This is a genomic window from Solwaraspora sp. WMMD406, from assembly GCF_029626025.1.
In the GTDB taxonomy this organism is placed as follows: Bacteria; Actinomycetota; Actinomycetes; order Mycobacteriales; family Micromonosporaceae; genus Micromonospora_E.
On sequence record NZ_JARUBF010000001.1, the window covers coordinates 93,201 to 115,971 of the forward strand.

Consider the following 22,771-nt stretch of genomic DNA (forward strand, 5'->3'; position numbering starts at 1 on the left):
GGCGGCCTTCGGGATCGAAAGGGAGGCCGACATGCGGCGGGACGTCACCCTACGTGAGGTCGCTGAACTCGCCGGCGTCTCGAGCCGGACGGTTTCCAACGTCGTCAACGGCTACGCCAACGTCACCGAGCACACTCGAGCGCGCGTGATGCAAGCCGTCGAGCAGCTCAATTACCGCCCCAACGTCCTGGCCCGCAACCTCGCCCAAGGCCGATCAGGACAGATCGCCCTCGTCGTGCCGTACCTTGACACACCGTACTTTTCGGAGCTGTTACAGGGTGTCATCCGGGCCGCCCGCGCGCAGGCATACAACGTACTCATCGATCAGACCGACGGCGACCCCGATCACGAACGGATGCTCATCGGCCACGGTCGTAGCCGGCTGCTTTTCGACGGCGTCATCCTCAGCCCGCTCGGCCTCGATCAGCAGGCTCTGGCCGACCACGATCCCAGTCTCCCACTTGTGATCCTCGGCGAACGGGTGAGTCAGGGAACGTTCGACCACGTCGGCATCGACGACGTCGAGGCGTCTCGACAGGCCACCGAACACCTGCTCGACCTCGGCCGCAGGCACCTCGCCGCGATCGGGGACCAGCCCTACCCCACAGGTGAGGCCGCGCAGTTGCGGACCCGCGGGTTTCGCCGAGCGCACGAGCGACGCGGCGTGACCGTACGCGAGGAGCTCATCATCGCGACTCCCCGGTTCAACCGGGCCGACGGCGCCGGCGCGATGCGGCACCTGCTCGACCTGCCGCAGCCGCCCGACGCCGTGTTCTGCTACAGCGATCTCGTCGCGCTGGGTGCCATGCACGTGCTCGCCACACGCGGAGTGCGGGTACCCGAGGACATCGCGGTGATCGGCTACGACGGCATTGAGGACGGCGCCTACTCGAACCCTCCGGTGAGCACGATCTCTCCCGACAAGGAGTGGATCGCGACGACCGCCGTCGAGCGGCTGCTGTTGCGGATCGCCAGCCGCACACCGCTGCCCGGCATGGAGCTGCGCGCACCACACCGGCTCGTCGTACGCGCGAGCACAGTCGGACCGGCAGGGCCATCCGGCGAGAGGCCGACCGAGACCTCTCGGTAGCCCGGTGCGGTGCCAAAACCTGCCGACGGAGCACCGCAACCTCATGCCTCAGCACGAGGACCTCGATCAGCAACGCCCTGTCACCGCGGACCAACAATCCCAGCCCGCTGAGCAGACGGATCATCCCCAGGTACAGCAACCGCACGACCATCCCGACGATCATCAACCCAAGCCAAGAACTCCCAGCTCACGGTATGTGCGACAGGTTTTGGCGCGGTACAGGCCCATCGGGCGCGGCGCTGTGGCGGGGTTGAATTCCAATGGCGTCAGCCCGTCAACCGCCTACCCTGTCATGATTCCGAGGCGAGCCGATTCGGCGATCGTCGGCGGTCGCAGTCGCGAGTTCCGCCGCGAGCCGGGCACGCAGCTCGGTCCGGCTGATCTTGCCGACACCGGTGAGCGGGAAGCCGGCGGTGTACTCGACCCGGTCAGGGATCTTGAAGTCGGCGAGCCCCCGGTCACGGAGGAAAGCCCGGAGCGCCGCGACCGGGGGCGGTGTCTGCCGTGGTACGACGATCGCGCAGGTGCGCTCGCCGAGCATGTCGTCTGGGACGGCGACCACCGCTACGTCCAGCACCGCCGGGTGGGCGAGCAGATGGTTCTCGACCTCCTCCACGGCGACCTTCTCGCCGCCCCGGTTGATCTGGTCCTTCACCCTTCCTTCGACCACCAGGTGCCCACTGGCGGTACGGCGGACCAGGTCGCCGGTACGGTAGAAGCCATCGGCGGTGAACGCGGTCGCGTTGTGCGCCGCCGCCCGGTAGTAACCCCGGATGGTGTACGGGCCCCGGGTGAGCAGCTGCCCGGTGCCGCCTGGGGGGACGTCCCGGTCGTGCTGGTCGACGACGCGGATCTCGTCGTCCGGGCTGATCGGTCTGCCCTGCGTGGTGGTCACCACCGCTGGCGGGTCGTCCAACCGGGTGTAGTTGACCAAACCCTCGGCCATGCCGAACACCTGCTGCAACAGGCAGCCGAAGGTCGGCCGCACCCGGGCGGCCACCTCGTCGCTGAGCCGCGCGCCGCCGACCTGCAGCAGCCGCAGGCTGGACAGGTCGGGCCGGCGACTGGCGGCGGCCTGCAACCACAGCTTGGCCAATGGCGGCACCAGCGCGGTGACGGTGACCTGTTCGGCGGCGATCAGGTCGAACGCGACGGCGGGAGTCGGCGCGGCGGCGAGCACGATCCGGCCGCCGGCGTGCAGTGCGCCGAGTACTCCTGGTGAGCTGAGCGAGAAGTTGTGGGCCACCGGCAGCACGCACAGGTAGACCGTCTGCTCGTCCAGTCCGCAAATCTCGGCGGAGGCCCGCACGCTGTACAGGTAGTCGTCATGGGTACGGGGGATCAGTTTCGGTAGCCCGGTGCTGCCGCCGGACAGGTTGAGGAAGGCGACCTCGCTCGCGGCCGGCCCGGCCGGCAGGCCGGTGGAGTCACCGTCGAGGGCGGCGAGATCGGTGAACTCGGCCGCGTCGCCGTGCACCAGCACGTGCCGCAGCGTGCCGCCGCTGGACGAGCGGACTTGGCGGGCCAGGTCGCGGTAGTCGAATCCGGCGTGCCGGTCGGCGACCGCGTAACCGACCGCGCCGGTCAGTTCGACCAGGTGAGTGATCTCGGCACGGCGGTGCGCGGGCAGCGCGAGCACCGGCCAGGCACCGATGCGGAACAGGGCGAACAGCAGAGCGAGGAACTCCGGCACGTTCGGCAGTTGCACCACGATCCGGTCGCCGGGCCGTACACCGAGATCGTGCAGCCCGGCGGCCAGCCGGTGCGCCCGTCGGTGCAGCTGGCGGTAGCTCCACCGCTGGCCGGCACCGACCACCGCGCACCGGTCGCCGTGCCGCGCCGCCAGCCCGGCGAGCCACTGGTCGAAGGTCTCCCCGCGCCAGTAGCCGGCCTGCCGGTACCGCTGCGCGTACCCGGCTGGCCAGGGGACGAAGTCGACGTCGGTGGCGGGCGCCGGGTCGGGGCGGCTGGTCGGCTGCGGCTGGTCAGTCATCTGTCTCTCCTGCGGGGACGCCCATAGCGGTGAGCATGGTCCGGAACTTCGCCGCCGTCTCGGCGAGCTCCGCTTCAGGCGTGGAGTCGGCCACGATGCCGGCGCCGGCGTACAGCCGCAACGACTGCCCGGTCACCTGGGCGCAGCGGATTCCGACGACCCATTCGCCGTCGCCGGCGTCGTCGACCCAGCCGACCATGCCGGCGTAAAAGTCGCGGTCGAACGGTTCGAGCCGGGCGATGGCGGTACGGGCGGCGTCGACAGGCGTGCCGCAGACCGCCGGGGTCGGATGCAACGCCGCCGCCAGTTGCAGCGCCGACACGTCGGGGTCGATGACCTGCCCGGTGACCCGGGTGGACAGGTGCCACATGCTGGCGGTCGGGACCACCGTCGGTGGTCCGGCCGGCACCCGTACCTGGTGCAGGTAGGGCCGCAGTGCCTCCACCACCGCATCCACCACGAAGGCGTGTTCCCGGCGGTCCTTGACCGACGCCCGCAGGGCGACCGCCCGTCGCCGGTCCTCCGCCGGGTCGGCGGCCCGGGGCAGTGAGCCTGCCAGCGGGTTGGCGACGACCTGCCCGTCCAGGCGGGACACCAGCAGTTCCGGGCTCGCCCCGAGCAGCGTGCGACCGCCGGGCAGATCCGCCGCGTACGTGTAGCCGTGAGGGTCCCGCCATGCCAGGGCGTGCAGCAGTGACGGCACGTCGACCGGCTGGTCCACGTCCACCTGAAGGCAGCGGGCCAGCACCACCTTGTCCAACTCGCCGGCGCGCAGCATGGTCACCGCCTGTCGCACCGCGTCCAGGTATCGCGACGCGGCCGGCGCTGGCAGCACCCGGGTCGGCCGGACGGCGCGGACGGCGGGCCGCGGCAGACCATCGGCCGGGATCGGGTCCGATCGGTGTACGGCGGCCGGCACCACCAGGCGTGCCCCGGCGAACCCGGAGAACGGCAGCGCGCCGACGGCGACCGGCTCCGCCAGGTCACCGCGTGCTCCGGCCAGCAGCTCCGCGACGTAGGCGGGCAGGTCGGCCGGTCGGTCGGGCACCAGTGCCGCCGCACCGGTGGCGAGCATCGCCTGTCGCGGCGAGGAGAAGAAGAACGACCCCGCGTCGGGACGGTAGGCACCGAGCAGGTCGACGACCGCCGGGCGTGCCGGGTCGGTCTGGATCACGGTCACCGAATCTGCTCCCCTCACATCCGCAGTGCCGCCCCGCCGTCGACGTACAGGTTCTGCAGGGTGATCTGCCGGGCTCGGGCCGAAGCGAGGAACACCACCGCCTCGGCGACGTCGTCAGGGGTGCCGATCCGGCCGAGCGGGATCCCGGTGCGGAACTGATCGGGTCGCCCGTCGACGGTCTCGCGCGGCCCTGTCCCGTCGGTCCAGAGTTGATGCAGCATTTGGGTGTCGGTCGATCCGGGCGAGATCACGTTGCAGCGGATGCCGTCGCGGGCCACTTCCAGGCCGAGGCACATGGTGTAGGCGACCGCGGCGGCCTTGCTCGCCGCGTACGCCGCCATCCCGGTACGCGGCACCCCGGCCGCGTTGGAGGCGACGGTCACCACGGCTCCGTGTCGTCGTGGCCGCATCCGGGCGACCACCGCCCGGCACATGTGGAACACGCCGGTGGCGTTGACCGCGAAGGTGTCGTGCCAGTCGCGGTCGCTGATCGCCGTGGCCGCGCCGGGGACCAGCACCCCGGCCGCGTTGACGAGGACACCGACCGGTCCCAGACCGGCCTCGATCCGCTCGATCGCGTCGTCGACCGCGTCCGGGTCGACGACGTCGACCGGGTACGGCGTCGCTCCGTACCAACCGGTCACCGCCGCCAGTCCGGAGCGGTCCCGGTCGACTGCCGCGACGGCGGCGCCCTCGGCGGTGAGGGCCCGGCCGATAGCGGCACCGATGCCACCGGCCGCACCGGTGACCACCGCCACCACGCCTGCCAGTAGCTGTCCCACGGCTCCCCTGTCAGCGATCAGGATGTCTGCGGGGCGGTTTTCGCTGGTGCGACCCCGCTCGACCGCCTTACTTTGGATAGCCTAACTATTGTCAGACATTTGAGCAACGCAAGCGTGCGCCGCGTCACCGGATCATCAGGCGCCCGCGATCCGCTGACCGAGCACCGCCGAAACCCGGTCGACCGCCGGCACCCGTACCAGATCCGGGTGGGTCGCCGGCACGTCTACCACCTCGACCCGGCCGACGTACGGTGCCCAACCCGCCGGGTCGAGCCAGGTCTCCGCGCGTGGCGCGGCCGCGCGGAACACCAGCACCTCGCCGGGAAACCACAGATCCTCCCCGGTACGGACCAGCTCCGTGCCGTGTGCCACGCAGCGGATGCTCGCCGCCAGTACCTGCGGTGCCAACGCCGCCATCGGGCTGCCCCCGGCCCGCAACACCCGCTGGACGTCGGCGTCGTCCACGACGGACTCCACCGGCACGAGGTGCTCGACCCCGGCCATCCGCAAAATGCCGCGTAGCACCTCGGTGCGCGTCGGCTGGCCGAGATGCCGCCACTGCGCGGCCGGATAGGCGTCCAGCAACGCGACCACCCCGGTCGGCTGGCCGTCGGTCGCGGCGAGGGCCGCCACCGCCTGCGCCGCCATCCCGCCGATCGACCACCCCGCCAGATGGAACCCGCCGTCACCCACCAGCGAGCGGATCGCCGCCAGGTAGCGCCGGGCCAGCGCCGACAACGTCGGCGGCAACGCGCGATCCGGCTCGGTGAAGGCGGTCGACTGGATCGCGTGCACCGCCAACGAGGGCGGCAGCCGACGCAGCAGCGGCGCGTAGCACCAGCCGAGCCCGCCCGCCGGCGGCAACAGAACCAACGGCCACCCGGAGCCGGTGCGCAGGGTCAGGATCTCGCCGAGATCCGACCGGCCGTGCTCCGCCCGGCCCCGGGTGACCAGCCGGGCGAGTTGTGCCGGTGTCGGGGACGCGAACACATCGACCAGCGACAGCCGGGCACCGACAGTGGACTCGATGCGGTCCATCAACCGCAGCGCCAGCAGCGAATTACCTCCGGCGACGAAGAAGTCCGTGTCGGCGGCCGTCGGAGCGTCGTTGCCTAGGACGTCGCCCATCACCTCGCCGATCATCTGCTGCCACAAATCGGCCGGGACGGCGCCGCCGAGCCGCGTACCGGCGCGGGGCAGGCCGCGTGCGGCCAGGCCAGCCCGGTCGACCTTTCCGCTGCCGGTCAGTGGCAGGTCGTCGACCCGCTGGTACGCCGTCGGCCGCATCGCCTCCGGTAGGCGCCGCGCCGCCGCCGCCCGCAACCGGTCCGCCGCGACGTTGCCGGTGAAGTACGCGACCAGTCGGGTATCATCGCCGGAACCGGTGACCCCGACCACGGCCACCTGACCGGCCTGCCCGACCGTGCCGAGGACCGCCTCCACCTCGCCCGGTTCCACCCGCTGGCCACGGATCTTCAGCTGGTCGTCGACCCGGCCCAGATAGCGCAGCGCCCCGTCGTCACGCCAGCTGGCCAGGTCACCGGTGCGGTACATCCGCTCGCCGGGCACGAACGGATCGGGGACGAAGCGTTCCGCTGTGAGGTCGTCGCGACCGGCGTAACCGACCGCCAGTTGAACCCCGGCCAGGTACAGCTCGCCGGTAGCACCGGGCGGCACCGGCCGGTGGTCCTGGTCGAGGACGTAGGCGCGGGTATTCCAGATCGGCCGACCGATCGGCACCGCCTCGCCGTCCTGGTCCGGATCCCACTGCCAGCAGGTCACGTCGACGGCGGCCTCGGTGGGCCCGTACAGGTTGGTGGGGGCGACACCGAGGCGGCGCGCCGCGACGGCGGCCAGGTCAGCGGTCAACGCCTCGCCGGAACAGACCAGTCGGGACAGTCGGCCCGCCTCGCCGACCGCCGCGCTCGCCGCGTCGGCGCAGAAAGCGCGCAGCATCGACGGCACGAAGTGCACCGTCGAGATCCGCTCGGTTACTATCAGTTCGGCCAGCTGACGGGGATCGCGGTGGCCGCCGGGCTCGGCCACCACCACGCACCCGCCCACCCGCAGCGGCCAGAAGAGCTCCCAAATCGACACGTCGAACGAGATCGGGGTCTTGTGCAGCACCCGCTCCCCGGTACACAGCCGGAAGTGGTCCTGCATCCAGGCCAGCCGGTTGTCGATCGCCCGGTGGGTGATCCGGACACCCTTGGGCCGTCCGGTCGAACCGGAGGTGAACAGCACGTACGCGACATCGTCGGGGCCGACGCGGTAGCGGCGGTCCACGCGCAGCCGCCGCAACTGGGCCGGTGACGCGGCGGCCGCCGCCCGGCCCACCGGTGCGTCCGGATCGAGCGAGAGCACCCGTGGCCCGGGACGCCCGGTGGCCGGTTCGCCGTCGGCCGGCTCGCCGTCGGCCAGCTCGCCGGTGGGCAGCCCCGCGCGGCTGTCGGTGAGCAGCCACCGGCCTCGCGCGTCGGCGAGCATGCCGGCGATCCGCCGGACGGGCAGCTCCGGATCGACCGGCAGGTACGTCGCACCGAGCCGCGCCAGCGCGTACAGGGCGACGAACAGCTCGACACCGCGCAGCAGACCGACACCGACGACGTCGCGCCCGGCGACCCCCAGCTGGGCGAGCGACCAGGCGAGCCGGGTGGCCCGCTCGTCGAGTTCGGCGTAGGTCAGCTCTTGGTCGGCGTACCGCAGCGCCACCGCGTCCGGGGTCCGCCGTACCTGCGCGTCGAAGGCCGCCGGCAGGGTCGTGCTGGCCCGGTCCACCACCGGGCCCTGGCAGTCGACCAGCACCCGACGCCGGTCGGCGGCGGTCAGCAGCGGCAGGTCGGCGACTTGATCCGTTCGATCGGCGTCGGCGACCGTGGCCAACCAGGCGACCATCCGCTCGGCGTGCCAGGCAACCTCGCGGTGGCGGTACAGCCGGGGATTGGCGTCGAGCTCGAAGTGGACGGGCCGGCCCTTGCCGGGAACGCCGCGCAGGCACCAGGTCATGTCGTCGACCGGGCCGGCGGTCACGTTACGCACCACACCGGTGGCACCGGCCGCGAACCGCAGACGCACGTCGAACGGCAAAATGTTGACCTGCGGGCCGAACAGCTGGCCACCCCCGGCGCGGCGGAGCCGGCGGGCGAGTTCCTCCTGTCGGGTGTACGCGTGTTCACGTACCAGCGCCGATTCGCTCCGGACCTCGGCGACCAGCTCACCGACGGTGGCCGGGCCAGGGTGCAGGGTCATCGGCACGACGTTCACGGCGGTGCAGACGGTACGGGCGGCGGCCGACACCCGCCGGCCGGCGGTCACCCGGTTCATCAGTGGTACGCCGACGCGAACCTCGTCCAGGTCGGTCATCCGGCCCAGGTAGCCGGCGAAGGCGGCGGTCACCACGTCGGTCCACGGTCCGTCGTGGCGCCGTCCGGCAACCGCGAGCGAGCGCTGGACGTCGTCGGCCAGCTCGACGGCCACCCGCAGCGCCGCCGACGCCGGGTCGGCCGAGCGTCCGGCCAGAGTGGACGTTGTGGAGTGGGACAGCCGCGGGGCCCAGAACCGCTCGTCGGCGATGGTCGCCGCGACGTCGTCGCCGCGCGCCCTGTCCTCGGCGACGACATCGGCGAGGGTCGCGGTGACCGGCACTGGAGCGAGGCCGTCCCCGGCGAGCGCGCGGTCCCAGTCGGCGACCCGGCGGGCGAACTGGGCGAACCCGAAGCCGTCCAGCAGCACGTGGTGTGCGCAGTGGTACCACAGGGCCCGGTCGGGGCCGGTCCGGAAGAGCACCGTACGGACCAGTTCACCGCCGTCGAGGTCGAGCGGGCAGGCGACATCGGCCCGGATCCGCCGGTCGGCTTCGGCCGCCGGATCCGGGTCGGCGCGCAGGTCGACCACCCGCAGCCGGGCCGGCGGCTCGGAGCACACCCGTTGCTGTGGTCCGTCTGAGCGCAGCCGCAACACCACCCGGAGCTGGTCGAAATCGAGGTACGCCCGGCGCAGCGCCTCGGCCAGCCGGGCGGGGTCGAGCGGGCCGTCGATGTGCACGGCCTCGGCGGTGGAGTACGCGGCGCTGCCGGGGTCGAGCTGGTGAGCGAAGTAGAGGCCCCGGGCCGCGGAGGTGAGCGGCAGCCAGTCGTCGTGGCCGCTGTCGCCCTCAACTACCGCCGGCACCGGAACCGCCCCGGAAGGAGTTCGCGTCGGCAGGCGAGGTAGCGTCGGCAGGCGAGGTAGCGTCGGTCACCGCCGGTGACTCGCTGATCTGGTCGCGCAGGAAGCTGACCGTTCCGTTGGCCGCGAACTCACCGAAGTCGACGTCGATCCCCCGGTCGCCGAGTGCGGTGATCAGGTACATCGCCCGGACTGAATCCAGGCCCAGTTCGAATAGATCCTGCTGCGGGTCGGCGAGCGCCCGACGGAGCCCGTCCGGTTCGGTCAGCAAAGGGTCGAGCAGTTCCGCCAGCACCGGCTTCCACTCGCCGCCCGCCGGCACCGGGTCGAGCGCGGCGCGCACGCTCGCCGTGTCGGTCACCACGGCACAGCTGTGCGCGGCGTGGGTCAACGCCGCCAGGTGTCCCTCCCGGTCGAAGGCGGCGACGCCGTCGGCCACGACGAACGGCGCGATGTCGCGGCAGAAGGCGTCGGTCGCGGTGGCGAGGACTCCGATGTGGGCGTACACGCCGGTGACGACCAGCTGGTCGCGGCCGCGCTCCCGCAGCCACTCGGCCAGCGTCGTACGGACGAAGGCGCTGTACCGGTGCTTGGTCAGCGTGGTGGCACCGGCCGGTGGGGCGAGGGGCGCGACGATGTCGATGTCCTCGGGCTCCGCCTTCGGTCCCGGCCCCCACAGGTCGGTCTGCAGCCCGCGCCGGGCCGGATCCTGGTCGCCGGGTGCGGCCGTGTAGACCACCGGGACGCCGGCCCTGCCGGCGGCGTCGAGCAACGTCGTGATCGACGTGACGACGGCGCCGAACGCCCGGCTGCCCTCGGGATAGATCCTGGTGAAATATCCCTGCATGTCGTGCACCAGCAACGCGCAGCGGTCCGGCGACAGGGTCCAGTCGGCGCGGCTGGCGGGCAGCTCGGCAAGTGTCGGCGGCTGGTAGTCGGCCAGCTTGGGCAGGCTCATGACAGTATAGTAAGGCATGCCTTAGCTTTGTCTGATGTTTCCCAGCACGGCGATCAGTCCGTCCCCCAGACCGCCCCGCCAACAGGCGACGTCGTGCCCCCCGTCGAACTCGGCGTACGTCACCGGGTAGCCGCGTCCGAGCAGCACGTCACGCAGCCGCCGGGTCGGCTCGACGAGATCCCACTCACGCGCCCCCACCTCCAGGTACCACCGCAGCGGCAGCCGCTCAATCGCCGCGTACCGCCCGGTGAGCCACTCCCGCACGTCGCCGCCGGGAAACCAGTAGGAGCCGGACTGCGACAGCACGGCCCCGAACCGGTCCGGGGCGCACAGCGCCGTGTACGCGGCGGCCAGCCCGCCCAGGCTCTGACCCGCCACCACCGTGGCCGCCGGGTCCGACGTGACCGGCCACCTGGCCGCCGCCCAGGCGAGCAGGTCGCCGGCGAGGAACCCAGCGAACGCCGGGTTGCAGGTCAAATCCCTGCTCCGAGCCGGGACAGCCGCGCAATCGACCATCAGCACCACGATCGGCGGGATCCGGCCGGCGGCGATCAAGTTGTCCACCGTCGCCCCGAGCAGACCCTGTCCGCCCCACACGTCGCCGTCGAGCAGGACGACCACCGGCAGGTCACGGTGTCCGGCTCCCGGCGGCAGATAGCTCCACACCGTACGGTCACCCACCTGGTGTCGGCCGACCCGCCCCCGGGCGACTCCCGGGCGGGCGGCGAACCATCGCTGCGGCGGCGCGCCGGCCAGGGCGACCACGGACAGCGCCGGGCCGTCGGCCCGGTGTCTCAGCGACGCCCGGTTGAGAGGGTCCGGCAGCGCCGACGACCGCAACCGTCGCCAGCGCGCCTTGTCCGCCGACTGGTCGGGATGGATGGGCACCAGTGGTGCGGGCAACGGTCCGATGCCGTAACTAGCCCGCCAGGTCGGCGGCATCCGGTAGCTCAGATGCCAGACGTCGGTGCCCGGCAACCGCCGCATCATGCTCTGGTCCAGGCTGCGGAAATCGGTCAACCGGTTCACATGCAGGATGACCGCCGCCGCGTCCGGATCCCGCCACAGGAAGGTCACGATGACGGCGTCCCCATCGGGTTCCAGCAGCGGGGTGCCACGAGCGGCCACCTCGGACCAGAAGTCGGACACCGCCCGGTTGTCGGGCAAAGCGGCGGACAGCCGGGCCAGCCGAGGGCTCCGGCAGACCGGTAGCGGATAGGGACGCGGCGTGTGTGGCGGCACACCTGTCGTCACCGGCGGCCGAAGGAGGTCCGTCAGACCCATACCTCCTCCACCGGGTTGTCGATTTCGTACGCCGGTCCCGGCTGGCCGTCGACAAGCTCACCGTCGACAAGCTCACCGTCGACAAGCTCGGCCGGCGGCGGGTACCAGCGGCGGCGGGTGACAGCGCGTAGCGTTTCGACGTATCGGGAACGGGTGTACCGGGGGCGGTACGCGGCCACCGCCTGGTGAGCGGCGTCGGCGGTTCCGCCCAGCAGGTCGACGACCGTCCAGGCCAGCGCGATCGCCGGCTGCACGTACGCCTGGATCGGGTCGACGATCCGAAACGACGCCGAGTGGTTGACCCCGGCGCAGCCGCCGTGCGTGGCGTGCAGCACCGGCAGCAGTGTGCTGAGGTCGCCGGCGTCGGTGGAGGCGGCGGAGAACTCGGTTTCCGACCAGGCGGCCGTGCCGGCCAGGCGAACCGCGTTGGCCCGGAAAATGTCGCCAAGGGCACGGTCCACCGACAGCGGGTGGTATCCCGGTGCGGTGGTGAACTCGACACCGGCCCCGACGGCGAAGGCACCGGCCCGCAGCGCGCGGTCGATCCGTCTTTGGGCGTCCATGATGGATGCTTCGGTTCGGCCTCGGATCACGACGTCGACCTCGGCCCGGTCGGCGACCACGTTGAGCGTCCCGTGGTGGGTCCGCAACACAGGATGCACCCGGACGCCGTCGGCGAACGACTCCCGCTGGGTGTCGATGGCATGCAAGGCGATCCGGGCCGCGCCCAGCGCGTCGACGCCGTCCCCGGCCGCCGTGGAAGCATGTGCCGCCCGACCCCGAAACGTCGCCCGGCGGGTGGCGAAGCCGGTGTACTGCCAGGTCATGCCAAGAGCCCTCGCCGGAACAGCCCCGTCGCGGGGCTCCCCCGTGCCCACGGCGTGCGCCATCATCGCCAGGTCCACTCCGTCGAAGCAGCCGAGCCGGATCAGTTCCTGCTTGCCGCCGGGGAACTCCACCTCCGGGGCGCCCGATCGGTCGATGTCGCTGTACTCCTCGGCCGGTACGGCGAAGAAGAGCACGTCGCCGGCGAGCTCGCCGGCGGCCCACTCGGTCAGCGCCCGGGCGACCCCGACCAAGTGCGCCACCTGGGCATGGTGGCCGCACGAGTGGGCCGCCCCGGTGACCGGGTCGGCCGCCGGATGTCCGGGCGTGGGGATCGCGTCGAGTTCGGCCAGCACGCAGACCGTCGGTCCGTGGCCGCGCCCGCGCAGCCGGGCCCGTACGCCGGTGCGGGCCAGGCCCTCCTCGACGGTGAGGCCCAGCCGACGCAGCTCACCTGCCACGACGTCGGCGGTGCGGAACTCGTGGTATGCCAACTCGGGGTGGGCGAAGATGTCCTCACCCAGGGCGGTCAGCCGCCCGGCGTCCCGGTCGATCGCCGCTGCGATCGCTGCCTTGAGCGCGTCCCGCCCGGCCTCCGCCGATGCCCCGTCGCGCTCGCCACCTGACCTCGGCCGCTGCTTCGACATACGATCCTCCGACGATCGATCGGGCCGTGCCGGATCGACCGGCGCGGCGTTGGTGGTGCTCGCGTGGGGTCGCCACCTCATCGACGGGCCAATACTCGTGCGTACAGGGCCGGTGCCGCCTTGAGTACGCCGCCGGCCACGGCCGGATGGATCCGGCCGGCCGCCAGCAGCCGGACCAGGTCGACCACCCGCGTCCGACGGCGGGCCGCCGCCACCGCCGCCCGGGTGGTGTCGTCCACGCGTCCGGCGTGTTCGGCGCGCAGCGCCATGTTCGCGAGCGGTAGGACCACGTTGGCGATCAGATAGGTCAGCTGGTCGGTGCGCCAGCGCCGGGACAGCCCTCGGCGGACGAGTTCGGCGTGCACGTCGTCGGCGACCGTGAGCAAATCGAAGGTGTGTCTGCCGAAGTGGCCGGAGACCGACGACGGATCGACCGTGTACCGGTAGAGCGGCTCGTCGACCAGCGCTACCGACGTCGCCCGCAGCAGGGTCCGCAGCGCCGGCCGGAAATCCTCGTAGCTGCGGTCGAGGTCGAACGGCGCAGCCGGCAGGATCCGGCGGCGGAACACCTTGTTGCAGGCGTACGCCTTCATCCGGTCGGCCAGCAGTAGGCGTGCGGCCTGTTCCCCGGTGACCGCCGGGCGCCGCCAGCGGGGTTCGACGACGTCGAGCTGGTTGCCGGCCGGATCCACCCGTCGGGTACGGCAGACCGCGAGATCGGCCCGGTGATCGGTGGCCGCCGCGACGAGCCGGGCCAGGAAGGTCGGATCGGCCTGGTCGTCGCTGTCGAGGAACCAGATCCACTCGCCGGTGGCCCGAGCGAGCCCGGTGTTGCGAGCGGCCCCGATCCGCCGGTTGCGGTCGTGCCGCAGCACCAGGTACGGCAGGTCGACATCGGCCAGCGTACGACGGGCGACCTCGATCGCGTCGTCGCCGCCGCAGTCGTCAACCAGGATCACCTGGCTGGGTCGCAGCGTCTGCGCGGCCACCGAGCGCAGGCAGGCCGCGATCGTACCGGCGGTGTTGTAGACCGGCAGCACCACGGAGACGCTGGTGTCCACGCCCGACGCCGCGATCACGTCCGGCCCCGCTGATCCACCGCCACCCGGGGTGCGGGCAGTTCGAACAGGCCCGGGATCCGGCGTAGTAGGCGCCAGGCGAGCCAGCACGAGGCGGCCACCCCGGCCGTGGTGACCAGGACCAGGCCGGCCTGGCCGGCCAGGGGCAGGTCAGCCAGGGGCAGATCGGCGTGGGGCGGTGGCTCGCCGCCGGACAGGTGGTCGGTCGTCGGGCCGGGGGCGGCCGACCAGGCGAGAACCGCGATGACGACCGGGTGCAGCACGTAGATCGGCAGGGTGTGCCGACCGATGATGCGAAGCGGCGCCCCGACGGGTCGGTCGACAGCGACGGCGGCGAGGCTGACCGCCAGCGGCAGGGCGACCAGCGGGAGCAGCGCGAGCAGCGCCCGGCCGCTGGGATCGGCCAGCCGTAGCAGGCCGCCGACCACCAACCACGTCACGCCGAGCAGGACGCATCGACGGATGGTGGCTCCGCGGGAAAAGGCAATCACCGCCGGTCGGAAGTGTCGACCGATCAGGAAGTACAGGTAGCAGGAGAGCATGTGATCGACCCCCCACGAGGTGATTGGGAGCAGATCGGTCGCGGCCAGCGCGGCGAGCGCGGCAGCCGCCGCGAGTTGTACCGCGACCGGGACAGCGCGAGTGAGCCGGGAAACCGTGCAGAAGACGGCGAGCGCGACGAGATACCACAACTCGCTGTCGGCGACGAGCAGGGCGTGCGCGGTGGCCCGGGCGACGGCGGCGGGTTCTCCCGTGACGACGGCGAGCAGGGTCGTCACGGCCAGCAGGATGCCGCCCCACAGGAGGTAGAGGTAGAGCAGGCTGCCGGGCCGGCGTCGCAGGAACTGCCGCCATGGCACCGCCAGCACCGACACCGCGAGCAGGCCGGACACCAGGAAGAAGGTCGGTAGGCGAACGGTGGCGAGGGCGACGTTCACCGAGCTGAGCAGCGGATGGTCGGCACCGAGCAGCCGGAGTGCTCCCTGAGTGTGCAGCTCGACGATGAGCAGGATCGCCGCGCCGCGTGCGACGTCCACCCAGTCCAGCCGATCGCCCGTCGAGGTGGCCGTCGCACGTCCCAGGGTCGACCCGCCGCCGGCCACACCGCCCACCATGCTGTCAAGCCCTCTCTGCCACCTGCCCGTCCGGCATCCGAAGGCCATCGACTCGCCCAGGACTTATTGTCAGATGATAGTTAGGTTACCCTAAACTCTTCTGAAGTCATACTCCGAACCCGCGAATGACGAGGAGCCGGCATGCGCCCCACTCTCCGGACGGACGACACCACCGCCGAGCGCCGTCCCGACACGGGGCATCCGGAACCCATACCCCTGGTCGTGCCCGGCGACTGGACATCGATCGACCAGCGCCTTCGGCACATCGCCGACACCACGCCGAACGCACTGGCCGTCGCCGCGCCCGACGGCCAGTACAGCTACGCGGAATTGTGGCGCGTCGCGCACGACAGAGCACGCGCGGTACGCGCGCACACCGCCGACCTCGCCCCGCACATCCCGTTGGCGCTCACCATCGAATCCACCGCCCGCTGCACGAGTGCCCTGCTCGCCGTGGTCCTCGCCGGGCGGGCGGTGATCCCGCTCGACCCGACCCTGCCGAGTCAGCGGGCCGAGCAGATCCTCGACATCGCCGGTGCCCGGCGCATCGACACCGACACCATCGCCGGGCTACCGGACGGACCCGGCCATCTACCGGACAGCGCTGGCGACGACGCCGCGGTCATCTTCTTCACGTCCGGCTCGACCGGCCGTCCGAAGGGCGTCGTACACAGCCACGCCACCTGGCTCAACCAGGCATACGTCGCCCGCCGCGCGCTCGACCTGATCCCGGCCGACCGCAACGCTCTGGTGATGCCGCTCAGCTACGGCGGCGGACTCGACGTACTGTTCATGTCGCTGCTCACCGGCTCCAGCGTCCACGTGTACGACCCTCGTCTGCTCGGATTGAACGGGATGTTGAGCTGGCTGCGCGACCAACAGGTCAGCACGGTGCACCTGACTCCCGCGCTGCTGCGCTCGATCCTGGACGCCCCAGGGGCCCAGGCGACGTTCACCACCGTACGGATGGTCACCTCCCTGGGCGAGGCGATCCACTCCACCATGGTGCGACGGCTACGCGCGAGACTCACGTCGACCAGCGCGTTCGTCAGCTGGTCCGGCGCCTCCGAGATCGGCATCATGGCGCACTACCGGCTGCCCGCCTCGGAGCCGGTGCCACCGGGAATCGTCCCGGTCGGAACGCCCGCCGCGAACAAGACCATCGAGGTGATCGGCGAGGACGGCCAACCGCTGCCACCCGGTGTCACTGGTGAGGTCGTCATCACCTCCCGCTACCTGTCCAGTGGCTACCTCAACGACCCGGACCAGACCGCTGCCCGGTTCCGGCGCAACGCCGACGGCACCACCACTTACCGTGGCGGCGACCTCGGCCAGTGGGACTCCGACGGCGTACTACATCTCAAGGGCCGCCTGGATAGTGCGGTGAAGATCGGCGGATACCTGGTCGAACCGGCCGATGTGGAAGCGGCACTGCTCGACTCGCCCGACATCGCCGAGGCGGTGGTCACCGTCGTACCCACCCTGGACGACACCGGAGCGACCCGGGCCGCGCTGATCGCGCACGTCGTGCCAGTCGCCGCAGACCACTCCACGACTCCGGCCTCGGTGCGCCGGACGCTGCGTGAGCGGCTGCCGTCCTGGATGGTGCCGGCCCAGATCGTGCTGCTGTCCCGACTGCCGCGCAACGAACGGAGCAAGATCGACCGGTCGGCCCTGCCAGCAATTCCCGAGCAGCGGCCGGTCCGACCACAGACCCCGACCGAGCGGTTGCTCGCCGACATCTGGTGCGCCGTGCTCGGCTTGCCCGAGGTGGCGGCGAATGCCGACTTCTGGCAGCTTGGTGCCGACTCACTCGCGGTCCAGGAGATGATCGTCGCGGTCCGCCGGGCCACCGGCACCGCCCTGCGCTCCCGTGACCTGGCGGCGACGCCCACGATCGCCGAACTCGCGACGCTGATCGACCGGCGCGAGGCCCGCCGGGACACCCTCCCGGCGACGGCGGTGACGTTGCGTACCGCAGCCGACGTGACGACCACCGGCCGCACGCGGACCACCCTCGGCCGACGACCGACGTTGTTCGGCTTCGCTGGCGGCGGTGCTCCGGCCCTGTCGCTGCTGCCCCTGGCCATGGCGCTCCGCACAGACCTGCCGATGATCGGTTTTCAGGCCAGTGGTTACGAGACCCGGGGACGATCCGATTGGCGGCTGTCATCCGTGGTCCGCCGGCACCTGAAGGTGATCCGCAGCACCGCGCCACACGGCCCGTACATCCTGATCGGTCATTCGTACGGGGGGCTACTCGCCCTTGAGACCGCTGCCCGGTTGGCCGCCACGGGCGCGCAGGTGCCGCTGGTGGTCCTACTGGACACGGTCCTGCCCGACCGGATTTCTGCGGCGGCCAGGGCCGCCGCCGGCGTCGACGGCGACGCGCCTTCCGCGCCCCCACTGTGGGACCGACTACGAATGCACACGCGGCTGGCCGGTGCGGGCCTCGTCCGCTACTCCCCCCAGGTCCGCGAGGAGGTCTTCTGGGAGCAGAGTCTGCGGCTGGTCAACCGGCACCGGCTCACCTCCTGGCCGGGCCGAACGTTGCTGTTCACCACACCGAGCAACCCGGACCGCCCGCAGTGGTGGACGACGGTGCTCACCGGCCCACACACGGTCGTACCGGTCGACGGCGGCCACTCCTCGATCCTGCGGCCACCGTTCTGCCAGCCGATCGTGGATCGACTCGACGCCGAGTTGTCGCGTTACCTCGACGGCGGTACCGCCTAGCACCATCGGCGGCGGTACCGCGCCATCCGGGTGGCAGTCAACGGTGTACAGGTCCATCAGCCGTTCGGTCGAGCAGATCGCGTAACGTTTGAGCAATGGACCAGCTTTGTGGCCGGGCGACCAGCGGGGGGCGCCGATGACCAGGGGATCGCGTTCGCAGATGGTCGCGGAGTGGATGCGCCAGCAGATCAGGGATGGAATCTGGCCACTGAACACGCGCATCCCGACAGAGACGGAGCTGGCCAATCTCCTCGGCGTCGGACGCAGCACCGTCCGGGAGGCGACCCGGTCGATCGCCGACACCGGCATGTTGGAAAGCGGTGCCGGCCGGGGAACGTTCGTCCGCGCCCGCAGCCCGGTCAACGCGGTCCTCACCGAACACCTGATCCACCAACCGATCCACACGGTACTCGGTCTTCGGCGGGCGATCGAGGTCGAGGCAGCCGGGCTGGCCGCCCGAAACCGTACCGCCGACGACATCGAGCGGCTGCGACGATCGTTGGACGCAGCCCCGCGCCATGATCCCCACCCGACTGATGGCCAGCCGGACGCCGCCGGCGCACTCGTCCTGCCGTCGCCGGGATCGTTCCACGCCGACATATTCGACGCGGCCGGCAACCCGTTGCTCGCCGAGTTCTATCAGTGCGCGATCGCGGCGCTGCGTAGCGGGGTCGGCCGGGGCGTGCTGACCCCTGGCACCGCGAGCGAACGACTGGCTGACCATCAGCGCATCCTCACCGCGATCATCGCCGGCGATGTCGAGGGAGCCCGTACGGCGGCGGCGGATCACGCCGACCGCGACTTCGTCCTCGCCGGCTCTGCCGCTGCGGACCCAGTCCCGTCGCAACCGGGAGCCGCACCGGCGCTGGCCGACGACCGTCCGGCCGACGACCGCATGCAGCCTCAGACTGGGCGACGCCGCGCGTCCCGGGCGAGCAGCCAGACCAGGTAGAGCCCACCCAGCGAGCCCGTCACCACCCCCACCGGCAACTGGACCGGCGCGAACAGCCGCTGCGCCAGCTGATCACAGACGAGGACCAGCAACGCGCCCATCATCACGGCCCCACCGATTCCCGGTCCCGCCGACCTCGTCAACCGACGGGCCAGCTGCGGCGCGGCGAGCGCAACGAAGGCGATCGGCCCGGCGACCGCGGTCGCCAGCGACACCAGAGCGACCCCGACCGCGACCGCGACCGCTCGGACCCGATGCGGCGGCACACCGAGGCCGGCGCTGACGTCGTCGCCGAGCATGAGCACCGCGAGCAGCCGGGACAACGGTGCGGCCAGCACCGCGAGCAGGCAGGCCGCGCTGCCCGCCACCGAGACCGTCGCCCACGACATGGCGTTGAGCGAGCCGGCCAGCCACTGCGCGGCGGTCTGCGCGGCGGTGAGCGACGACCGCACCAGAAGCAACGCGTTGACCGCCGACAGCACCGCCCCGATACCCACACCTACCAGGACCAACTGGTATCCGGAGACGCCGCCGCCTCGTCGGCGCGACAGCCCGTACACGACGACGGCCGTGACGAAGCCGCCGACCAGTGCCCCGATCGCGACCTGCGCGGGCGTACCCCCGATCAGGATGATGCTCACCAGCGCCCCACTCGCCGCACCGGCGGTGAATCCGATGATGTCCGGGCTGCCCAGTGGATTGCCCGACACGGACTGGAAGATCGCCCCGGAGGCGCCGAGCGAGCCGCCGACGACGACCGCCGCCAACGCCCGTGGCAGCCGCAGGTCCCGGACGAAGATCACGGCCAGCACGTCGTCCGTGGTGCCGAACAGCGCGGCCAGCGACTCACCCGGCGACGCCGGATGATCACCGAACAGCACCGCGAAGCCGGCGGCACTGACGACGCCCGCGAGCAGCACCGCCGCCACCACCGCCGGACGGCGGGCCACCAGCAGTGCGACCGGGCCGAGCCGCCAGCGCAGATGTCTGCTGTCGACGGACACCGGTCAGACCGCCTTGGACCGGGTACGTCGCACCACGGCGACGAACACCGGGCCCCCGATGATCGCCGTGACGATACCCACCTGCACCTCGGACCCGCCGGCGAGCCGGCGACCGACCACGTCGGCGAGCAGGAGCAAGGCCGGACCGTACAGCGCGGCGGCCAGATTCACCCAACGCTGGTCCTGGCCGATCAACGCGCGGGCCAGGATCGGCACGCCGAGACCGACGAACCCGACCGGCCCGACAGCCGCCGTCGCCGCCCCACACAGCAGGACCACGGCAGCCATCGTCGCGGCCACCGTCGAACGGAACCGCACGCCGAGTGCCCGACCGGTCTCCTCACCCAAGGCGAGCGCGTTGAGCGCCGGCCCGACCGCCACGGCCACGACCAGCCCCAGGACCACGAACGGCACGACGGCGGCGAGGACGTCCCACCGCCGACCTTCCAAAGAGCCCGCCGCCCAGAAGCGGAACTCGTTGAAAGCCGTCTGATCGGTCAGGATGACGGTCTGGACCAGGGAGGTGGCCGCAGCACTGACCGCGATCCCGCCGAGTGCCAACCGGGCGGGAGTCGCGGCTAGGCCCGGCGCCGATCCCAGTAGGTAGACGACGAGCGACGCGACCGCCGCGCCCGCGAAGGCGAACCACAGGTAGAACCAGATGCCGACGTAGCCGGCGAGCGCCACCGCGGCGACGACCGCGAGTCCCGCCCCGGCGCTGACACCGAGGATGCCGGGGTCCGCCAACGGGTTACGGGTCAGCGACTGCATCACCGCACCGGCAACGGCGAGCGCCATCCCGACGGTGATCGCCAGCAGGGTACGCGGAACCCGCTGCCCGCGCACGATCGTCGCCGCGAGCGATTCGTCCGGACGGACCAGGGCCTCCCACACCTGCTCCGGTGGAATCCACCGCGATCCGACGGCCAGGCTGGCGGCGATGCCCACCAGCAGCAGCACGACCGCGACCAGCAGCACGATCGCCCGGCGTAGGCCGGGACGGCGGACGGCGGACGGCCCCGACGGATCGACGCACGTCACCGGGGGCGAGGTCAAGGCACGGTCGGCTGGCGGATCGGGGGCGACCGTAGCCCGTTGGGAGGTCATCCGGAGTCGGGCCGCGATCGGCGGCGGACCAGCTGCACGACGATGCCACCGATCGCCGCCAGCGACGCGACGCCCAGGATCGCCCAGAGCAGGACGTTGCCGTCCAGGCCACCATCGGTGGCGACGCGGACCACCGCCACCCCACTCGGGGTAGCCTCGGGCTGCCCGCTGGCGGACGCCGAGACGGCGCCGGCCGCTGGGCTGTCTGTCACCGGTGGCGGGGCGGTCTCCGCCGTGCCCGCGCCGGGCGGGCTGCCACCCGCCGGTGTCCCCTCGGGATCCGGGCCGGGGGTCCCGCCCGCCGCGACGACGGTGAAGTCCGACCCGCCCCGCAGGGTGTACCCCCTGGTGCCCGCGTTGCCGTTCGCGTCGGTGAACTGCTCGGTGGCGAGATAGCGCAGCCAGTGAGCCCCGGGCGGCAGATCGGCCGGGACCGGCACGCTGCCGGACACGGTACCGTCCGCCGCGATCTGCTGGATGTGGACGACACAGGCACCGTGCACCGCGGCCTCACCGCAATAGTCCCCGTCGTCAATCTTGATGTTGACCGACTCCCCCGGCGGGAAACCGCTGACCTGGAACGAGATGGATGACCCCGGGGTGATGTCGCGGGGGGACACCGAAGACGCCGTACCCGGTGTGTCCGGCGAGGCACCGCCGGGCGGCACCGCCCCGGACGTCGTCGCGGCGGCGAGCCCGACGACCGCGCCGGCCAGGGCAGCCACCAGCCGACTGCGGGTACGGCCGGGCCCGGCTGGCCGTACCCGTGGACCGTCGCGGCCCGCAAGCCTGCCGGTCACGCCGCCGCCTCCCGGCTGATCGGACGGGGCCGACGGGTGCATGCCAGCGCGACGCTCCCGGCCAGGATGAACAAGCCACCGAGCAGACCAGCCCGATAGGCATCGATGCCGGTGGTGGGCAGTTCGTCGTCGGTGCCGCCGGATCCCGGATTCGGGCTGCCGCTCGGGGTGGGCGATCCACCAGGGGATGCGGGCGCGGTGACGGTGAACGAGTCCGTCTGGACCGCCCGGATGTTGTCGCCCGCCTTGAGCGAGCCGGTCAGCAACCGCAGCGTGTACGTGCCGGGGGTGAACTCCGGCGTCGAGTTGCTCGCGGTGGGTAGCCGGATGCCGACGTCGAAGGATCCGTCGGCACCAGCCTCGACCACCTGCCAGACCGTGAGGTTGGCGTTCGGCCCTTGACCGGTCAGGTGGCTGTATGCCCCGTCGTTGATCTTCACCGCGATGACGGAGCCGCCGTCGGTCGGATGACACCATCCGGTCCCTTGCAGCCGGAGCGTGCCACCGATCACCGCCGATCCGGCCACCTCGAAGGTCGCCGCCGCGCTTGTCGGGCATTCTGCTGGCTGAGCGAGGACACCGACGCGGGCGGCTGCGGCGGCTGCCGCGCCTGGCTCTGGGGTGGGCAACCCGTCCGGGACCGGATCGGCGGTGACAGCGGACGTCGGCAGCGGGCCGGCGGTGACGGCGGACGTCGGCAGCGGGCCGGCGGTGACAGCGGACGTCGGCAGCGGATCGGCGGTGACAGCGGACGTCGGCAGCGGGCCGGCGGTGACAGCGGACGTCGGCAGCGGGCCGGCGGTGACAGCGGACGTCGGCAGCGGCGGGATCACGGTGTCGGGCGTCGCGGACACCGTCGGCACGGCAGACCCGACAGACGTCGGCGATGGCGCGGATGGTGCCGGGCTGGTCGCGGCCGGCGTGGTGGACGCCGAAGGCACGCCAGCGGTCTCGTCCTCGGCGGCGGCCGGTAGGCCGACGACCGCCACGGCGGCCACCACGGACGTGGCGAACGCCAGCCGACCTGCGACTCGCACTCGGCGCCCTGGTGC

The 22,771-nt window shown here is 72.0% G+C and carries 16 protein-coding genes; 3 read left to right on the forward strand and 13 right to left on the reverse strand.

Annotated features, from left to right (window positions below; genetic code table 11):
- Nucleotides 1–31 precede the first annotated feature (31 nt).
- Entirely contained in the window at nt 32–1,090 is a 1,059-nt protein-coding gene (locus tag O7632_RS00385; protein WP_278110381.1) for a LacI family DNA-binding transcriptional regulator, read from the forward strand.
- 274 nt (nt 1,091–1,364) lie between these two features.
- Here the strand turns inward: O7632_RS00385 and O7632_RS00390 are convergent, their stop codons facing one another.
- From O7632_RS00390 to O7632_RS00430, 9 genes are all read right to left on the reverse strand, one after another.
- Nucleotides 1,365–3,083 (reverse strand): (2,3-dihydroxybenzoyl)adenylate synthase, encoded by a 1,719-nt coding sequence (locus tag O7632_RS00390; RefSeq protein WP_278110383.1) that lies wholly within the window; start codon nt 3,081–3,083, stop codon nt 1,365–1,367.
- On the reverse strand, nt 3,076–4,263 hold the full coding sequence (locus O7632_RS00395) for an isochorismate synthase (protein WP_278110385.1): 1,188 nt from the start codon (nt 4,261–4,263) through the stop codon (nt 3,076–3,078). Before O7632_RS00395 ends, O7632_RS00390 begins: the two co-directional genes overlap by 8 nt.
- 14 nt (nt 4,264–4,277) lie before the next feature.
- Nucleotides 4,278–5,045: a 2,3-dihydro-2,3-dihydroxybenzoate dehydrogenase gene (locus O7632_RS00400; RefSeq protein WP_278110387.1), complete on the reverse strand. Its 768-nt coding sequence runs from the start codon at nt 5,043–5,045 to the stop codon at nt 4,278–4,280.
- A 135-nt stretch (nt 5,046–5,180) separates the two neighbouring features.
- Nucleotides 5,181–9,215 carry an amino acid adenylation domain-containing protein gene (locus tag O7632_RS00405; RefSeq protein WP_278110388.1) on the reverse strand — a complete coding sequence of 1,345 codons (4,035 nt, stop codon included), beginning with the start codon at nt 9,213–9,215 and terminating at the stop codon, nt 5,181–5,183.
- The gene (locus O7632_RS00410; protein WP_278110389.1) at nt 9,199–10,170 is read right to left on the reverse strand and encodes an isochorismatase family protein; all 972 of its coding nucleotides are present in this window, start codon (nt 10,168–10,170) and stop codon (nt 9,199–9,201) included. Before O7632_RS00410 ends, O7632_RS00405 begins: the two co-directional genes overlap by 17 nt.
- Before the next feature lie 21 nt (nt 10,171–10,191).
- Complete coding sequence (gene fes, locus O7632_RS00415) at nt 10,192–11,454, reverse strand: enterochelin esterase (RefSeq protein ID WP_278110391.1); 1,263 nt, start codon at nt 11,452–11,454, stop codon at nt 10,192–10,194.
- On the reverse strand, nt 11,445–12,926 hold the full coding sequence (locus O7632_RS00420; protein WP_278110393.1) for an amidohydrolase: 1,482 nt from the start codon (nt 12,924–12,926) through the stop codon (nt 11,445–11,447). The genes fes and O7632_RS00420 overlap by 10 nt, the downstream gene beginning before the upstream one ends.
- Nucleotides 12,927–13,003: 77 nt before the next feature.
- Nucleotides 13,004–14,005, reverse strand: coding sequence for a glycosyltransferase family 2 protein (locus tag O7632_RS00425; protein WP_278110394.1), 1,002 nt, complete (start codon nt 14,003–14,005; stop codon nt 13,004–13,006).
- On the reverse strand, nt 14,002–15,042 hold the full coding sequence (locus O7632_RS00430; RefSeq protein ID WP_278110395.1) for an acyltransferase family protein: 1,041 nt from the start codon (nt 15,040–15,042) through the stop codon (nt 14,002–14,004). Before O7632_RS00430 ends, O7632_RS00425 begins: the two co-directional genes overlap by 4 nt.
- A gap of 219 nt (nt 15,043–15,261) precedes the next feature.
- On the opposite strand from O7632_RS00430, the gene O7632_RS00435 reads away from it, so the two are divergent.
- Nucleotides 15,262–17,856 (forward strand): alpha/beta fold hydrolase, encoded by a 2,595-nt coding sequence (locus tag O7632_RS00435; protein ID WP_278110397.1) that lies wholly within the window; start codon nt 15,262–15,264, stop codon nt 17,854–17,856.
- A gap of 136 nt (nt 17,857–17,992) precedes the next feature.
- Complete coding sequence (locus O7632_RS00440; protein WP_278110398.1) at nt 17,993–18,808, forward strand: FCD domain-containing protein; 816 nt, start codon at nt 17,993–17,995, stop codon at nt 18,806–18,808.
- Here the strand turns inward: O7632_RS00440 and O7632_RS00445 are convergent.
- From O7632_RS00445 to O7632_RS00460, 4 genes are all read right to left on the reverse strand, one after another.
- On the reverse strand, nt 18,760–19,812 hold the full coding sequence (locus O7632_RS00445; protein ID WP_278110400.1) for an iron chelate uptake ABC transporter family permease subunit: 1,053 nt from the start codon (nt 19,810–19,812) through the stop codon (nt 18,760–18,762). The two genes, O7632_RS00440 and O7632_RS00445, sit on opposite strands and share 49 nt — an antisense overlap.
- Before the next feature lie 3 nt (nt 19,813–19,815).
- Nucleotides 19,816–20,853 carry an iron ABC transporter permease gene (locus tag O7632_RS00450; RefSeq protein WP_278110401.1) on the reverse strand — a complete coding sequence of 346 codons (1,038 nt, stop codon included), beginning with the start codon at nt 20,851–20,853 and terminating at the stop codon, nt 19,816–19,818.
- 62 nt (nt 20,854–20,915) lie between these two features.
- Entirely contained in the window at nt 20,916–21,719 is an 804-nt protein-coding gene (locus O7632_RS00455; protein WP_278110403.1) for a hypothetical protein, read from the reverse strand.
- Nucleotides 21,716–22,756, reverse strand: a complete 1,041-nt coding sequence (locus tag O7632_RS00460; protein WP_278110405.1) for a hypothetical protein — start codon at nt 22,754–22,756, stop codon at nt 21,716–21,718. The genes O7632_RS00455 and O7632_RS00460 overlap by 4 nt, the downstream gene beginning before the upstream one ends.
- Nucleotides 22,757–22,771 lie beyond the last annotated feature (15 nt).

Bases quoted from the DNA above. Each gene is read 5' to 3' on its own strand.
- O7632_RS00390 (WP_278110383.1), bottom strand. From the start codon at position 3,083: ATGACTGACCAGCCGCAGCCGACCAGCCGCCCCGACCCGGCGCCCGCC.
- fes (WP_278110391.1), bottom strand. From the start codon at position 11,454: ATGGGTCTGACGGACCTCCTTCGGCCGCCGGTGACGACAGGTGTGCCG.
- O7632_RS00440 (WP_278110398.1), top strand. From the start codon at position 17,993: ATGACCAGGGGATCGCGTTCGCAGATGGTCGCGGAGTGGATGCGCCAG.
- O7632_RS00435 (WP_278110397.1), top strand. From the start codon at position 15,262: ATGCGCCCCACTCTCCGGACGGACGACACCACCGCCGAGCGCCGTCCC.
- O7632_RS00385 (WP_278110381.1), top strand. From the start codon at position 32: ATGCGGCGGGACGTCACCCTACGTGAGGTCGCTGAACTCGCCGGCGTC.
- O7632_RS00410 (WP_278110389.1), bottom strand. From the start codon at position 10,170: ATGAGCCTGCCCAAGCTGGCCGACTACCAGCCGCCGACACTTGCCGAG.
- O7632_RS00420 (WP_278110393.1), bottom strand. From the start codon at position 12,926: ATGTCGAAGCAGCGGCCGAGGTCAGGTGGCGAGCGCGACGGGGCATCG.